The sequence below is a fragment of the Micromonospora carbonacea genome (genome assembly GCF_014205165.1).
Taxonomy (GTDB): domain Bacteria; phylum Actinomycetota; class Actinomycetes; order Mycobacteriales; family Micromonosporaceae; genus Micromonospora; species Micromonospora carbonacea.
Window position 1 is genome coordinate 6048432 of the sequence record NZ_JACHMZ010000001.1, and the last position, 14502, is coordinate 6062933.

At 72.2% G+C, this 14502-nt stretch carries 14 protein-coding genes, 1 tRNA gene and 1 pseudogene; 2 read left to right on the forward strand and 14 right to left on the reverse strand.

All coding sequences use genetic code 11. The features are described from left to right. Window positions 1-92: 92 nt before the first annotated feature. The 9 genes and pseudogenes from cysN to HDA31_RS32600 all read right to left on the reverse strand — a co-directional run bounded on the left by cysN (window position 93) and on the right by HDA31_RS32600 (window position 8087). Complete coding sequence (gene cysN, locus HDA31_RS25135; RefSeq protein ID WP_178063319.1) at window positions 93-1388, reverse strand: sulfate adenylyltransferase subunit CysN; 1296 nt, start codon at window positions 1386-1388, stop codon at window positions 93-95. After that, window positions 1388-2299 carry a sulfate adenylyltransferase subunit CysD gene (cysD, locus tag HDA31_RS25140; RefSeq protein WP_178063318.1) on the reverse strand — a complete coding sequence of 304 codons (912 nt, stop codon included), beginning with the start codon at window positions 2297-2299 and terminating at the stop codon, window positions 1388-1390. Before cysD ends, cysN begins: the two co-directional genes overlap by 1 nt. Window positions 2300-2377: 78 nt before the next feature. Further along, on the reverse strand, window positions 2378-3196 hold the full coding sequence (locus HDA31_RS25145) for an inositol monophosphatase family protein (RefSeq protein WP_178067101.1): 819 nt from the start codon (window positions 3194-3196) through the stop codon (window positions 2378-2380). Between the two features lie 154 nt (window positions 3197-3350). Then, window positions 3351-3941, reverse strand: coding sequence for an aminoacyl-tRNA hydrolase (gene pth, locus HDA31_RS25150; protein WP_178063317.1), 591 nt, complete (start codon window positions 3939-3941; stop codon window positions 3351-3353). A gap of 114 nt (window positions 3942-4055) precedes the next feature. Beyond that, window positions 4056-4742, reverse strand: coding sequence for a 50S ribosomal protein L25/general stress protein Ctc (locus HDA31_RS25155; protein ID WP_074477116.1), 687 nt, complete (start codon window positions 4740-4742; stop codon window positions 4056-4058). 299 nt (window positions 4743-5041) lie between these two features. After that, entirely contained in the window at window positions 5042-6022 is a 981-nt protein-coding gene (locus HDA31_RS25160; RefSeq protein ID WP_178063316.1) for a ribose-phosphate diphosphokinase, read from the reverse strand. A gap of 64 nt (window positions 6023-6086) precedes the next feature. Beyond that, window positions 6087-7616 (reverse strand): annotated as a pseudogene (gene glmU, locus HDA31_RS25165) (bifunctional UDP-N-acetylglucosamine diphosphorylase/glucosamine-1-phosphate N-acetyltransferase GlmU); the annotation flags it as partial. A gap of 73 nt (window positions 7617-7689) precedes the next feature. Beyond that, a tRNA-Gln gene (locus HDA31_RS25170) sits at window positions 7690-7760 on the reverse strand. 45 nt (window positions 7761-7805) lie between these two features. Then, entirely contained in the window at window positions 7806-8087 is a 282-nt protein-coding gene (locus tag HDA31_RS32600; protein WP_246384380.1) for a hypothetical protein, read from the reverse strand. Between the two features lie 441 nt (window positions 8088-8528). Here HDA31_RS32600 and HDA31_RS25180 point away from each other — a divergent pair, with 441 nt between their 5' ends. Together HDA31_RS25180 and HDA31_RS25185 are read left to right on the forward strand one after the other, a co-directional pair. Next, window positions 8529-9503, forward strand: a complete 975-nt coding sequence (locus tag HDA31_RS25180; protein ID WP_178063315.1) for an acyl-CoA desaturase — start codon at window positions 8529-8531, stop codon at window positions 9501-9503. A 122-nt stretch (window positions 9504-9625) separates the two neighbouring features. Beyond that, the gene (locus HDA31_RS25185; RefSeq protein WP_178063314.1) at window positions 9626-10318 is read left to right on the forward strand and encodes a TetR/AcrR family transcriptional regulator; all 693 of its coding nucleotides are present in this window, start codon (window positions 9626-9628) and stop codon (window positions 10316-10318) included. Window positions 10319-10349: 31 nt separating this feature from the next. Here HDA31_RS25185 and HDA31_RS25190 read toward each other — a convergent pair whose 3' ends face one another. From HDA31_RS25190 to HDA31_RS32605, 5 genes are all read right to left on the reverse strand, one after another. Continuing rightward, a complete protein-coding gene (locus HDA31_RS25190) occupies window positions 10350-10820 on the reverse strand; it encodes a DUF4383 domain-containing protein (RefSeq protein WP_074477112.1) in 471 nt (156 codons plus the stop codon). Between the two features lie 118 nt (window positions 10821-10938). Further along, on the reverse strand, window positions 10939-11394 hold the full coding sequence (locus HDA31_RS25195; RefSeq protein WP_178063313.1) for a DUF4383 domain-containing protein: 456 nt from the start codon (window positions 11392-11394) through the stop codon (window positions 10939-10941). A gap of 95 nt (window positions 11395-11489) precedes the next feature. After that, window positions 11490-13301 carry an ABC-F family ATP-binding cassette domain-containing protein gene (locus HDA31_RS25200; RefSeq protein ID WP_178063312.1) on the reverse strand — a complete coding sequence of 604 codons (1812 nt, stop codon included), beginning with the start codon at window positions 13299-13301 and terminating at the stop codon, window positions 11490-11492. Between the two features lie 116 nt (window positions 13302-13417). After that, window positions 13418-14374 carry a 4-(cytidine 5'-diphospho)-2-C-methyl-D-erythritol kinase gene (locus tag HDA31_RS25205; protein WP_178063311.1) on the reverse strand — a complete coding sequence of 319 codons (957 nt, stop codon included), beginning with the start codon at window positions 14372-14374 and terminating at the stop codon, window positions 13418-13420. Next, complete coding sequence (locus HDA31_RS32605; protein WP_256095797.1) at window positions 14371-14499, reverse strand: hypothetical protein; 129 nt, start codon at window positions 14497-14499, stop codon at window positions 14371-14373. The genes HDA31_RS25205 and HDA31_RS32605 overlap by 4 nt, the downstream gene beginning before the upstream one ends. Window positions 14500-14502 lie beyond the last annotated feature (3 nt).

Genomic DNA, 14502 nt, shown 5'->3' on the forward strand with positions numbered 1-14502 from the left:
GGCCCCTTGTTAACGCATTCTGCATAGCAAGGGGCCCCTGTTAACAACGCCGGGCGGCGTCCGCCGGGCACCGGCGGGGGCCGGGAAGAGGCTCAGGCGGCCTCGACGATCATGCCCGCGCCGACGGTGCGGTTGGTGGCCTCGTCGATGATCACAAAGCCGCCGGTGGTGCGGTTGCGGCGGTACTCGTCCGCCAGCAGCGGGATCGTGGTGCGCAGCCGCACCCGGCCGATCTCGTTGAGCTTCAGCTCGGTGGCGGTTTCGTCGCGGTGCAGGGAGTTGATGTCGAGGCGGTAGTGCAGGCCCCGCACGATGGCCCGCGCGGAGCGGGTGGTGTGCTTGATGGCGTAGCGGCCGCCGACGGTCAGGGGGCGGGTTTCGTCCATCCAGCAGACCATCGCCTCGATGTCCTGCGCCACCGCCGGGGCGTTGTGCGGCCGGCAGATCATGTCTCCACGGGAGATGTCGATCTCGTCTTCCAGCCGCACGGTGACCGACATCGGGGGGAACGCCTCCTCCACCGGCCCGTCGGCGGTCTCCACCGCGGCGATGCGCGAGGTGAACCCCGACGGCAACACCATCACCTCGTCACCGGCCTTCAACACGCCCGAGGCGACCTGACCGGCATACCCCCGGTAGTCGGTCACCGTGGTGGACTGCGGCCGGATCACGTACTGCACCGGGAACCGCACGTCCTGCAGGTTCCGGTCCGAGGCGATGTGCACCCGCTCCAGATGGTGCAGCAACGACGGCCCCTCATACCACGGCATGTCCTCCGACCGGGACACGATGTTGTCCCCCCGCAGCGCCGACACCGGCACCACCGTCAGGTCCGGCACGTCCAGCTTCGCCGCGAACGCCGTGAACTCGTCCGCGATCGCCTCGAACACCTCCCGGTCGAAGTCGACCAGGTCCATCTTGTTCACACACAACACCAGGTGCGGCACCCGCAACAACGAACACAGGAACGCGTGCCGCCGCGACTGCTCCACCAGGCCCTTACGCGCGTCCACCAGGATCAACGCCAGGTCCGCCGTCGACGCCCCCGTCACCATGTTCCGCGTGTACTGAATGTGACCCGGCGTGTCCGCGATGATGAACTTCCGCCGCGGCGTCGCGAAGTACCGGTACGCCACGTCGATCGTGATGCCCTGCTCCCGCTCCGCCCGCAACCCGTCGGTCAACAACGCCAGGTTCGTGTACTCGTCCCCCCGCGCCGCCGACACCGCCTCCACCGCCGCCAACTGATCGGTGAACAACGACTTCGTGTCATACAACAACCGGCCGATCAACGTCGACTTACCGTCGTCCACACTCCCGGCCGTCGCGAACCGCAACAGGTCCATCGGCCGCGCCTCCACCTCGACCGGCGCCATGTCGATGCTCATCAGAAGTACCCCTCCCGCTTCCGGTCCTCCATGGCGGCCTCACTGACCCGGTCGTCGCCCCGCGTCGCACCCCGCTCGGTGACCCGCGTCGCGGCCACCTCCTCGATCACCGCCGCCACACTCGCCGCGTCCGACCGCACCGCCGCCGTACACGACGCATCCCCCACCGTCCGGTACCGCACCACCTCCACGAACCGTTCCTCACCCGCCCGAGGGGTGAAGAACTCGTTCACCGCATACAACATCCCGTCGCGTTCCACCACCTCACGCTCATGCGCGAAATAGATCGACGGCAACGGAATCCGCTCCCGCGCGATGTAGTGCCACACATCCAACTCGGTCCAGTTCGACAACGGGAACACCCGGATCGACTCACCCGGATGATGCCGACCGTTGTACAACGACCACAACTCCGGCCGCTGGTTCTTCGGATCCCACTGCCCGAACTCGTCCCGGAACGAGAACACCCGCTCCTTCGCCCGCGCCTTCTCCTCATCCCGACGCGCCCCACCAAACAACGCGTCGAACCGGTGCTTCTCCACCGCGTCCAACAACACCGGCGTCTGGATCCGGTTCCGCATCCCGTCCCCGGACTCCCGCACCAACCCCCGCGCCAACGCCTCCGGCACCGACGCCACGATCAACTGCAACCCCAACTCCGCCACCCGACGATCCCGATACTCCAACACCTCGGGAAAGTTGTGCCCCGTATCCACATGCATCACCGGAAACGGCACACTCGCCGGCGCAAACGCCTTCTGCGCCAACCGCAACATCACGATCGAATCCTTACCACCCGAGAAGAGCAGCACCGGCCGCTCCATCTCCGCAACCACCTCACGCATCACGAAGATGCTCTCCGCCTCCAGGGCGTCGAGGTGGGAGACCTGGTACGCGGCGGGGGCGGTCATGACCCGGCCTCGATCCGCTCGGCTGCGCTCATGGATTCCAGACCTTTCCGGTCGGACACGTAAAGAAGACTGCTCAGGCTACCCGGAATGCCTCTGCAGCGCTGCAAGCAACCGGCTGGCGAGATCCTTGCGGCAGACCAGCAGATCCGGCAGGCGCGGGTCGGCCTCGTTGTATTTCAGCGCAGAACCGTCGATCCGGGAAGCATGCAGGCCGGTGGCCGTCGCCACAGCCACCGGAGCGGCCGAGTCCCACTCGTACTGGCCGCCCGCGTGGACGTACGCGTCGACCTCACCCGTCACCACAGCGGCGATCTTCGCCCCCGCCGAGCCCATCGGCACCAGATGAGCGCCCACATCCTCCGCCAGATCGGTCAGGAAAACCGGCGGACGGCTACGACTGGCCGCCAACCGGATGGTCCTTCCGCCGTCCGAGGTCGCCGCCTCCAGGGTCATCGGCGGGTACGCCGGTGGCAGGTCCGTGCCCAGCACCCGGTGCTGCGCCGGCAACCCCACCGCGCCCGCCACCAGGCGGTGCGGCGTCGACGCGGTGCGCGCCCACAGCGCCACGTGCACCGCCCAGTCCGAACGGCCCTCCTCGGAGAACTCCCGGGTCCCGTCCAACGGGTCGATGATCCACACCCGGTCGGCGGTCAGCCGGGACACCGCCCCGGCGCTCACCTCGGCCGCCCACGCCAGCCGCGACCCCTCGTCCTCCTCCGAACAGACCGCGTCCCCCGGCCGCCACTTCGCCAGCTCGGTGCGGATCAGGTCGTGCGAGACCTTGTCCCCCGCCGACCGCAACGCCCCCGGGTCGGCGAACCCCAACTCGGCCCGCACGGCCAGCAACGCCTGCCCGGCCTGGGTCGCCAGCCACCGGGCGAACGCGCCGTCGATCATCGGAGGACTGCCCACCACTCGCTCCCGTCGCCTCGCCGCGACCCGCCCCACGGGCCACGCCCACCTGCCGGCCACGCCCACCTGCCGGCCGCGGTCCGCCGGAAAGGCGCAGACTACCGGCCGCACGACCGCCCGCCGTGCCGCCCCGCCCGGCTCAGGCCCCGTGATACAGGTTCTGGGTCGGCTCCACACCCCGGGTGACCACCGACTCGACCACGTCCGCCGCCCGGTCCACCAGGAACTCCAGCTCCTTGCGCTCGGCGGCGGAGAAGTCCGACAGCACGTAGTCGGCCGGGTCCTGCCGCCCCGGCGGCCGACCGATGCCGAACCGCACCCGCACGTAGTCCTTCGTCCCCAGCGACTTCGACATCGAACGCAGCCCGTTGTGCCCGCCCTCGCCGCCGCCGCACTTGACCCGCACCTGCCCGTAGCCGATGTCCAGCTCGTCGTGGACCGCGATCACCCGGCCCGGCGGCACCTTGTGGAACTGCGCCAACCCGGCCACCGGCCCCCCGGAGAGGTTCATGTACGTCAGCGGCTTCATCAGCACCAGCTTCGGCCCGCCCAGCCCCAGCCGCCCCTCGGCCACCTCGGCCACCGCCCGCCGGTGCCGGCCGAACTTCCCGCTCACCCGGGCGGCCAGCAGCTCGGCCACCATGAAGCCCACGTTGTGCCGGTTGCCCGCGTACTCCCGGCCCGGGTTCCCCAGGCCGACCACCAGCCACGGCCCCGCCTCGTCCGTCACGCCACACCCCTCCCGCTCCGCCGCCGCACCCGGCGGCCAGCTCAGACCCGGTCCCGATACGACGACAGGCGCCCCCGGGGTCGGGGGCGCCTGTCGCACGGAAAAACAGACCGGTCAGGCCTCGGTCTTCGCCTCGGCCGGGGCCTCCTCGCCCTCGGCGGCCGGCGCCTCGGCACCCTCGGCGGTCTCCTCGCCGGCCTCGGCCTCCTCGGCGGGGGCCTCGACCTCGGGCAGCGTGGCCTCCAGCTGCTCGGCGGTCGGGGCGGCGGTCACGGCGGCGACCGACAGCTCCGGGTCGGCGGCCAGCTCGACGCCCGACGGCAGCTCCACGTCGGCGGCGGTGACCTGCGTGCCGGCCTCCAGGCCCTCGATCGACGCCTCCAGGTGGTCCGGCACCTTGGTGGCGTCGGCGGTCACCGAGAGGGTGTCGTGGTCGTGCACGATCAGGGTGTCCTTCGCGGCCTCGCCGGTCAGCTGGACCGGGACCTCGACGGTGACCTTCTCGCCACGGCGGACCAGCAGCAGGTCGACGTGCTCGAAGCTGTCCTTGATCGGGTCACGCTGGATCGCCTTCGGCAGCGCCAGCACCTGCGTGCCGTCGCTGACCTCGATCGCGAACAACTGGTTGGCGCCGCCCTTACGGATCGCGGCGGCGAACTCACGCGCGGGCAGCGCGATGTGCTTCGGCTTCTCGCCGTGGCCGTACAGCACGGCGGGCACCATGCCGGCCCGGCGGGTACGACGGGCACCACCCTTGCCGAACTCGGTACGGGGCTCGGCGCTGATCTTTACCTCGGACACGGGGAAACTCCTGATGCTTTTCGCTGCGGCGGCTTGTCGTCTTGCGGTGCTGGGGCGAGGGGGCTCGCTGGGGCTCATGCGTCATGAACGACTGCCCGGAGCACCGCGTCGATCACGGTGCCTCCGTGCGGTGCTTTTCAGCGGCCCGCCGGGCACCCTCGCCGTGGCAACCGCAACAGTCTACCCGAGCTGAATACGCGCCCGACGGCAGTCCCCGCCCCGCCCGCTGTCAGGAGTGAAAACGCCCAACACCGGACCGCGCCGGCCACCGTCCCGGTGGCCGGCGCGGGGTGCCCACCTCAGCTCAGGCCACCGAAGAGGGTCGTCACCGAGCCGTCGTCGAAGACCTCCCGGATCGCCCGGGCCAGCAGCGGCGCGATCGACAGCACCGTGATCTTGTCGAGCTGCTTCTCCGGCGGCAGCGGCAGCGTGTTCGTCACCACGACCTCGGTGATCGGGCTGTTCTTCAGCCGCTCGGTCGCCGGATCCGACAGCAGCGCGTGGGTCGACGCCACCACGATCTCCGCCGCGCCCGACTCCCGCAGGATGTCGGCGGCCTTGGCGATCGTCCCACCGGTGTCGATCATGTCGTCGACGATCAGGCACACCCGGCCCTCGACCTCACCGACCACCCGGTTCGCGACCACCTGGTTCGGCTTCAACGGATCCCGCGTCTTGTGGATGAACGCCAGCGGGCAACCGCCCAGCCGGTCGGTCCACCGCTCCGCCACCCGCACCCGGCCCGAGTCCGGCGCCACCACCGTCATCGGCCGCCCGGCGAACTTGCGCTCCACGTACTCGGCCAGCACGTCCATCGCGAACAGGTGGTCCACCGGGCCGTCGAAGAATCCCTGGATCTGCGCGGTGTGCAGGTCCACCGTCAGGATGCGGTTCGCCCCCGCCGTCTTCAGCAGATCCGCCACCAGCCGCGCCGAGATCGGCTCCCGGCCACGGTGCTTCTTGTCCTGCCGCGAGTACGGGTAGAACGGCAGGACCACGGTGATCCGCTTGGCCGACCCACGCTTCAGCGCATCCACCATGATCAGGGTCTCCATGACCCAGGTGTTGACCCCGTGCGTCACGGACTGCACCACGAAGGCGTCCGAACCGCGTACCGAGTCCTTGAAGCGCACGAAGATCTCACCGTTGGCGAACTCGTACGCGTCGGCGGGCGTCGGCGCGACGCCGAGGACCTCACCGATCTCCCTGGCCAAGTCCGGGAAACCACGTCCGGAGAAGAGCATCAGGCTCTTGCGGTTTTCGGCGACGATGCTGCCCATGGGCCCGTCTGCTCCCGTTGGTCGGTGTGCCCGGCTGCGGTGTGGGGCCGGGGACTAGTGGGTTTGCAGTATCTCCCCCGCCTGGCGGCCCCCGAACCGCCTCGGCGCCCTCGTGGATTGCCTCACCTTCCCTTGCGCCCCACTATGCCCCAGGAGCATCCTCCGCCGCAGCCCGCAAAGCGCGCTCCGCCGCCTCCGCCGACGCCGTGCCGGCCCGCCTCCGGGCCACCCACCCCTCGATGCTGCGCTGCGGCGCGCGGGTCACCCCGAGCGCCCCCGGCGGCACGTTCTGGCTGATCGCGCTGCCCGCCGCGACGTACGCGCCCGGCCCCACCTCCACCGGGGCGATCAGGCTGGTGTCGCAGCCAATGAAGGCCGCCTCCCCGACCGTCGTGCGGTGCTTGTTGACCCCGTCGTAGTTCACGAAGATCGTCGCCGCGCCGATGTTGGCCCGCGCCCCGATCGTCGCGTCACCCACGTACGACAGGTGCGGCACCTTCGCGCCCGCCCCGACCTCGGAGTTCTTCACCTCGACGAACGTGCCGACCTTGGCCTTCTCGGCCAGCCGCGCCGCCGGCCGCAGGTACGCGTACGGCCCGACGCTGGCCCCCGCGCCGACCTCGGCGTCGACGGCGTGGCTGCGCAGCACCGTCGCCCCCGGCCCGACCACCGTGTCGATCAGCGTCACGTCCGGGCCCACCACCGCCTCCGCGCCCACCACCGTCCGGCCGCGCAGCTGCGTGTTCTGGTCGATCACCGCGTCCCGGTCCACCGCCACCGTCACGTCGATCCACGTCGTCGCCGGGTCCAGGATGCTCACCCCGGTGCGCATCCACGCCTCGTTGACCCGGTCGCGCAGCAGCCGGCGCAGCGCCGCCAACTCGACCCGGTCGTTGCAGCCCAGCGTCTCCACGTGGTCGGTCGCCACGTGCACCCCGACCGGCTCATCGGCGGAGACCAGCAGGGCGAAGACGTCCGTCAGGTATTCCTCGCCCTGGTCGTTGTCGGTGGAGAGCTTGCCCAGCGCGTCGCGCAGCCGCACCGCGTCGAACGCGTAGCTGCCGGCGTTGATCTCCCGCAGCGCCCGCTGCTCGGCGGTGGCGTCGCGCTCCTCGACGATCTGCCGCAGCCGGCCCGCTTCGTCCCGGACGATCCGCCCGAGCCCGGTCGGGTCGGGCACCTCGGCGGCGAGCACGGTCGCCGCCGCACCGGCCGACTCGTGCGCGTCCACCAGCGCGGCGACCGTCTCGGGGCGCAGCAGCGGCACGTCCCCGTTGATCACGACCACGGTCCCGTCGGCGTCGGCGACGGCGTCGAGGGCGATCCGGACCGCGTGGCCGGTGCCGCGCTGCTCGGCCTGGAGCACCGGGACGGCCTCCGGGGCGACCTCGGCCAGGTGCGCCCGGACCCGGTCCGCGCCGTGGCCGACCACGACGACGGTCCGCTCCGCCCGCAGGGGGCCGGTGGCGGTGAGCACGTGGCCGAGCAGGGTCCGGCCGAGCAGGGGATGCAGCACCTTGGGCAGCGCCGACTTCATCCGCTTGCCCTCCCCGGCGGCGAGCACGACGACGGTGCGGAGGTGGGGCTGGGACACGACGTGGCTCCCGTCGGGACGGCGACAGTCTCGCGGCCATGCTAACCACGCGAGGACGGCGATACAGCGGAAGCTCCCGGGAGAGGATTCGAACCCCTATAATCAGGACCAAAACCTGACGTCCTGCCATTAGACGACCCGGGACGGTCTAAAACGGACAAACCAATCGGTTGGCCGGACTAGTACACCTTAGCGCCCCACAGCTTCCACGCCAGCGCCCATTCCCGCCATGATCCCTTCGATCTTCCAGTAGAGCCGCCGCGATCTGGGCACCTCCACCGTCAGGCAGCCGCGATAGCCGTCGCCGGTATTGCGCCGGACCGTCGCGGGCCGGTGCCGCTTGAGCGAGACGGGCCGGAAGTCGTCGACGGGCACCCCCACCCGCTCCGCCCACCACCGGACCGCCTCCGAAGCGTCCGCGGACTCGTGGATGCTCACCCGGAACGACAGCGCCCCGCGGGGCACACCCATCGCCTCGACGAAGCGGAGGAAGACCTCGACCAGCGTCGGGTCGCTGGGCGTCGGTCATCGCCCGGCGCCGCTCGCGGGCCGCCTCGGCGTCGGGCTCCCACGGCACGCCCTGGACCCAGCGGTACGCGGTCGACGTCGCCACGCCGAGCCGGGCCGCGATGTCGGGCACCCCGCGCAGCAACTCCTGGACGCGGTTGCGGCCGAGGCCGGTGCGGGCCCGGATCTCGCGCACGCTGAGCTGTTCGACGGTGCGCAGTCGGCGGACCTCTGCCGCCCGGGAGTCGCCCAAGAGCTGGAAGTCGTCCACGAACAGCAGGTTAGGACGGGCGTACGACACACCACGCATCCATGCCGGGAACTGTCTCGCGCGTTCCCCGACGCCCTAAGTTACGGTGACGTAGGCGTAACTTCGTGATCTCCGTCGTCCCGCTGCGAGGTGCCATGTCGACCGCTCTGACCGAGCCCCGCCCCACCGGTCCGAAGCCGCTGACCCAGGGCCCGCAGTCGCGGGGCATCCTGGTCGCCCTGTGGGCGTTCGTGGTCGTCCCGTTCCTGGCCCTGCTCGCCGCGCTGCCGGTCGCCTGGGGCGGCTGGCTGGGCTGGACCGACGTGGCGGTCGCCGGGTTCTGGTACGTCGTCTCGGGGCTGGGCATCACGGTCGGCTACCACCGCTACTTCACCCACGGCTCCTTCCGGGCTCGGCCGTGGCTGCGGGTGGCGCTGGCGGTGGCGGGTTCCCTCGCGGTGCAGGGCGAGATCATCCAGTGGGTCGCCGACCACCGCCGGCACCACGCGTTCGCCGACCTCGACGGCGACCCGCACTCGCCGTGGCGGTTCGGCCAGAGCATCCGGGGGCTGGCGAAGGGGCTGTTCCACGCGCACGTCGGCTGGCTGTTCGGCCGGGAACTGTCCAACCGGGAGCGGTTCGCCCCGGACCTGCTCGCCGACCGGGCGACCCGCCGGGTGGACCGGCTCTTCCCGGTGCTGGTGGTGGTGACGGTGCTCGGCCCGGCGCTGATGGGCGGCCTGCTCACCTGGTCGTGGCGGGGCGCGCTGACGGCGCTGTTCTGGGGCGGGCTGGTGCGGATCTCGCTGCTGCACCACGTGACCTGGTCGATCAACTCGGTCTGCCACGTCTACGGCGAGCGGCCGTTCGCGATGCGCCAGGGCGACCGGGCGACCAACTTCTGGCCCCTGGCGATCCTGTCGTTCGGCGAGAGCTGGCACAACCTGCACCACGCCGAGCCGACGAGCGCCCGGCACGGCGTGCTGCGCGGGCAGGTCGACATCTCGGCCCGGGTGATCTGGCTGTTGGAGCGGACCGGGGCCGCGTGGGCGGTGCGCTGGCCGAAGCCGGAGCGCATCGCGGCCAAGCTGGCCCACCCGGAGCCGCCGCGGCGGGGTCGGCCGCGGTAAACGGGTCGGTCGGGCCGGCCGCAGCCTGGCAGGATGGCCGGATGACCGACGACGGCGGCGCGACCAACGACGGCGGCAGCATTCCACGACAGGGCGTCACGGCGCGCCGGCGAGGTGACGGCATGGCAGAGGGTCCGGTCGGCGGAGGCGGGACGGGCGGCGGGCGGCGGCGCGCGGTGCCGGCGGCGGGCAAGCCGCCGTCGCGGGTGCGGATGTCGGCGGCCCAGCGGCGGGAGCAGTTGATCTCGATCGGCCGGCAGTTGTTCGCCGAGCGGGGCTTCGACGCCACCTCGATAGAGGAGGTGGCGGCCCGGGCGAAGGTCTCCAAGCCGGTGGTCTACGAGCACTTCGGCGGCAAGGAGGGGCTCTACGCGGTGGTGGTGGACCGGGAGGTCCGGGCCCTGCTGGACCGGATCACCACGGCGCTGACCGCCGGCCACCCGCGCGAGCTGCTGGAGCAGGCGGCGCTGACCCTGCTGGGTTACATCGAGGAGGAGACCAGCGGGTTCCGGGTGCTGGTGCGGGAGTCGCCGCTGATGTCGGCGACGGGCAACTTCAGCAGCGTGATGAACGACGTCGCGCACCAGGTCGAGCACATCCTCGGTGCCGAGTTCAAGACCCGGGGGTACGACCCGAAGCTGGCCGAGCTCTACTCGCAGGCGCTGGTGGGGATGGTGGCGTTGACGGGGCGCTGGTGGCTGGAGGTGCGCAGGCCGCGCAAGGAGACGGTGGCCGCGCACCTGGTGAACCTGGCCTGGAACGGGTTGTCGCACCTGGAGGCGAAGCCGACGCTGATCACGTCCCGGGGCCGGTGACGGCGGGGCCGGCGGCCGCTCGGTCGTCGGGTCAGCGGTGGCCGGGGACGGGGTCGCGGCGACGCCGGTCCTCGGCCTCGGCGTGGTCGGCCGGGCCGACCTTGTCGTAGAGGCCGGTGGCGAGCAGCACCAGCCCGAACAGCAGCGACACGATGACGGTGGACATCGAGAAGTTGAGGAAGTTCGCCGAGGTCTGTAGGACGGCCATCATCAGGGTGCCGGTGACGAGGAAGACCGCGCCGGCGGTGAGGTTCATGTAGTGGCCGAGGTTGCTGCGCCGGGACGCCCCGATCAGCAGCACGATGCCGAAGACCACCGAGACGAGCGAGAACGCCAGGTTGGTGCGGAGCCCGAGGGCCCAGTGGCTGCCCCGGTCGAAGAGACCTTCGCCCCAGGTCGCGGCCGTGCCCCACACGCCGAAGAGCAGGATGTAGAGCCCGACGAGCCCGGCGAGGACCCGGTAGAGCGGCCGGGCCGGGTGGTTGACCGGAAAGTGCGCCATGACCCCTCCGTCCGTTTGACACCAGTCGGAAGGATTGTCACCCCGCCGGGCGTCGGACGCGGGCCGAACCGCCGCAGCGGGGGCCGGCGTGTGCCGACCCCCGCTGCGGTGTGCGGGCCTACAGGACGAGCCGGGCCTTCTGCCAGGCCTCGTTCTCCTCGTCGGTGCCGACCTTGCCGTACATGCCGGCCATCAGCAGGACCATGGAGAGGGTGAGCACCACGATGTCGGTGGTGATGGTGAAGTTCAAGACGTTGGCGTCGGTCTGGAGGAAGGCCAGCTCGGCGAGGCCGAGGACCATGAGGGCGTACGCCAGCCACTGGTTGATCGCGACGTCGAGGTTGCGGCCGATCACGGTGCCGGTGAGGATCGCGACGCCCAGCACGAGGCTCAGCAGCGAGAAGCCGAGGTTGGTGCCCTGACCGAGCACCGTGGTGTCGTCCTGGGCGAGGATGTCGTTGCCGGCGCTGGCGACGAGGCCGAGCACTCCGAAGGCCAGGAAGTACAGACCAACGAGCCCGCCGATCGCCCGGTAGATCGGCCGCGCGGGGTGGTTGACGGGGGTGTGGGCCATGTCTGAGTCTCCAAGACCGTGCGGGTGAGGGGTCGCCTGCGATTGTCCCGCACGGCGGGCTGTGACGCCGCACACCCCCCGCCCGGTTGCCCTGGTCAGCCGCCGGGCACCTGCTCGGCGAGGGCCAGCCAGCTCTCCTCGACCTGTTCCCGTTCGGCCCGGACGTCCTTGAGCTGGGCGTCCAGCTCGGCGACCCGGGCGTAGTCGGTGGCGTTGGCGGCGAGCTGGTCGAGGAGGGTGGCCTCCCGCTGGTCCAGCTTGGCGATCTGCCGTTCGAGCCGGGTGAGTTCCTTCTTGGCCTGCCGGGCCTCGGCGGCGGACATGCCGCCCGTGCCGGCGGCGGGGGTGCCGGCGGCGGGGGCCCCGGCGGGGGCGGCCGGGGCGGCGGGCTGCCGGTCGGCGGCGCGGGCCAGGTACTCGTCGACGCCGCCGGGCAGGTGCACGAGGCGGCCGTCGCCGAACATCCCGTACGCGGCGTCGGTGACCCGTTCGATGAGGTACCGGTCGTGGCTGGCCACGATGATCGTGCCGGGCCAGGAGTCGAGGAGGTCCTCCAGGGCGGCGAGGGTGTCGGTGTCCAGGTCGTTGGTGGGCTCGTCGAACAGCAGCACGTTGGGCTCGGCGGCGAGCAGCCGGAGCATCTGGAGGCGGCGGCGTTCCCCGCCGGAGAGGTCGCCGACGGGCGTCCAGAGCCGGCGGTCGTCGAAGCCGAACACCTCGGCGAGCTGGGCGGCGGAGACCTCCCGGTCGCCGAGCTGCACCCGGCGGGCGACCTCCTCGACGGCTTCGAGGACGCGCAGGTGGCCGGGGAGCTCGGCCAGCTCCTGGGAGAGGAAGGCCGGCTTGACCGTGGAGCCGGTGTGGAAGCGGCCGGCCTCGGGGCGGGTGATGCCGGCGAGCAGCCGCAGCAGCGTGGTCTTGCCGGCGCCGTTGCGCCCGAGGATGGCGATCCGGTCGCCGGGACCGACCTGCCAGGTGGTGTCGCGCAGGATCTCCTTGGGGCCGGCGTGCAGCCGCACGTGCTCCAGGTCGTACACCTGCTTGCCGAGCCGGGCGGTGGCGAGCCGTTGCAGCGACATGGTGTCGCGCGGCGGCGGCACGTCGTCGATGAGCGCGTTGGCGGCGTCGATGCGGAACTTCGGCTTGGAGGTGCGGGCGGGCGGGCCGCGCCGCAGCCAGGCGATCTCCTTGCGGAGGAGGTTCTGCCGGCGGGCCTCGGTGGCGGCGGCGACGCGTTCCCGCTCGGCGCGGGCGAGGGTCCAGGCGGCGAAGCCGCCCTCGTAGGCCCGGACGGTCTGGTCGGCGACCTCCCAGGTGGTGGTGCAGACGGCGTCGAGGAACCACCGGTCGTGGGTGACCACGACGAGCGCGCCGCGCCGGCCGACGAGGTGCTTCGCGAGCCAGTCGACGCCGCCGACGTCGAGGTGGTTGGTGGGCTCGTCGAGGATGAGCAGGTCGGACTCGCGGACCAGCAGCGCGGCCAGGGCGACGCGGCGGCGCTCGCCGCCGGACATCGGGCCGACGGGCTGGTCGAGGCCGAGGTGGGGCATGCCGAGGCCGTCGAGGATGGCCCGGACGCCGGCGTCGCCGGCCCACTCGTGCTCGGCGCCCATGCTCTGGTCGAGCCAGCCGGTGCCGAGCACCACGTCCCGGACGGTGGCCTCGGGGGCGAGCGCGAGGGCCTGCGGCAGCCACAGGACGCGCAGGTCGCGGCGGTGGGTGACGCGGCCGTCGTCGGGGTCCTCCTGCTTGGTGAGCATCCGCAGCAGGGTGGACTTGCCGGCGCCGTTGAGGCCGACCACGCCGATCCGGTCGGCGTCGTCGAGGCCGAGCGAGACGTCGGTGAGCAGCGGCCCGGCGGCGCCGTAGCCCTTGGACACCCGGTCCAGGTTGACGATGTTGGCCACTGCCCCACCTTTCATGATCAAGGCGTCCCGGTGCCGGCGGGCACCTCGGGACGCCTGGCTCCCAGGGTACGCGGACGCGCCCGGCCCGCCCCGGGGGCGGGTCGGGCGCGGGTGGGTCAGCCGATCCGGGCGCCGGCCACCGGGCCGTGGGCGGTGCGCGCCTCGCGGCACACCCCGGCCGCCTCCAGCTCGGCGGCGATCCGCTCGGCGTCGGCGGCGTCGGCGGCGAGGAAGACGCAGGTGGGCCCGGAGCCGGAGACGATGCCGGCGAGCGCCCCGGCGGCCTCGCCGGCCTTGAGGGTGGCGGCCAGCGACGGGCGCATGGCGAGCGCGGCGGCCTGGAGGTCGTTGCCGAGGGTGGCGGCGAGCACCCGGGGGTCGCGCTGGCGCAGCGCGGCGAGGAGCCCGTCGGTGCTGCCCAGCGGCGGCCCGGCCGTGCCGGCGGCGCGGAGCCGGTCGAGTTCGGCGTACGCGGCGGGGGTGGAGAGGCCGCCGTCGGCGATGGCGACCACCCAGTGCCAGGAGGTGGGGCGGGCCAGCACGGGGCTGACGGCCTCGCCCCGGCCGGTGCCCAGCGCGGTGCCGCCGTGGATCAGGAACGGCACGTCGGAGCCGAGGTCGGCGGCGATCCCGGCCAGCTCGTCGCGGGACAGGCCGGTGCCCCAGAGCGCATCGCAGGCGACGAGGGCCGCCGCCGCGTCGGCGCTGCCACCGGCCAGGCCGCCGGCGAGCGGGATCTGCTTGCGCAGGTGCAGCCGGGCGTGCGGCAGGACGCCCGCGTAGCCGGCGAGGGCGTGGGCGGCCCGGATCACCAGGTTGGTGTCGTCGAGGGCCAGCTCGCCGGTGCCCTCCCCCTCCATGGTCAGGGTGAGGGTGTCGCCGCGGCGGGCGGTCAGCTCGTCGTGGATGGAGATCGCGTGGTAGACGGTGTTCAGCTCGTGGTAGCCGTCGCGGCGCAGCGGGCCCACCCCGAGGTGCAGGTTGACCTTGGCGGGGACCCGCACCCGGACGGGGCCGGCGGCCCCGCGTCGCTGCTGGTCGTCATCGTCGTCCGGTCGCCAGGCCTCGGTCACGGGACGATGCCCCGCAGGCGCAGGCGGATGTCGAACGGCTCGGTCACGATCAGCTCCTCGGCGGGGTCGGCGGCCGGCGCGGACCGGGCGTCAACCAGGTCGTACGCGTTGCGGGGTCCGGGCACCGC

Bases quoted from the DNA above. Each gene is read 5' to 3' on its own strand.
- cysN (WP_178063319.1), bottom strand. From the start codon at position 1,388: ATGAGCATCGACATGGCGCCGGTCGAGGTGGAGGCGCGGCCGATGGAC.
- HDA31_RS25185 (WP_178063314.1), top strand. From the start codon at position 9,626: ATGGCAGAGGGTCCGGTCGGCGGAGGCGGGACGGGCGGCGGGCGGCGG.
- cysD (WP_178063318.1), bottom strand. From the start codon at position 2,299: ATGACCGCCCCCGCCGCGTACCAGGTCTCCCACCTCGACGCCCTGGAG.
- HDA31_RS25160 (WP_178063316.1), bottom strand. From the start codon at position 6,022: ATGGGCAGCATCGTCGCCGAAAACCGCAAGAGCCTGATGCTCTTCTCC.
- HDA31_RS25190 (WP_074477112.1), bottom strand. From the start codon at position 10,820: ATGGCGCACTTTCCGGTCAACCACCCGGCCCGGCCGCTCTACCGGGTC.
- HDA31_RS25195 (WP_178063313.1), bottom strand. From the start codon at position 11,394: ATGGCCCACACCCCCGTCAACCACCCCGCGCGGCCGATCTACCGGGCG.
- HDA31_RS25180 (WP_178063315.1), top strand. From the start codon at position 8,529: ATGTCGACCGCTCTGACCGAGCCCCGCCCCACCGGTCCGAAGCCGCTG.
- HDA31_RS25145 (WP_178067101.1), bottom strand. From the start codon at position 3,196: ATGATCGACGGCGCGTTCGCCCGGTGGCTGGCGACCCAGGCCGGGCAG.
- HDA31_RS32600 (WP_246384380.1), bottom strand. From the start codon at position 8,087: ATGGGTGTGCCCCGCGGGGCGCTGTCGTTCCGGGTGAGCATCCACGAG.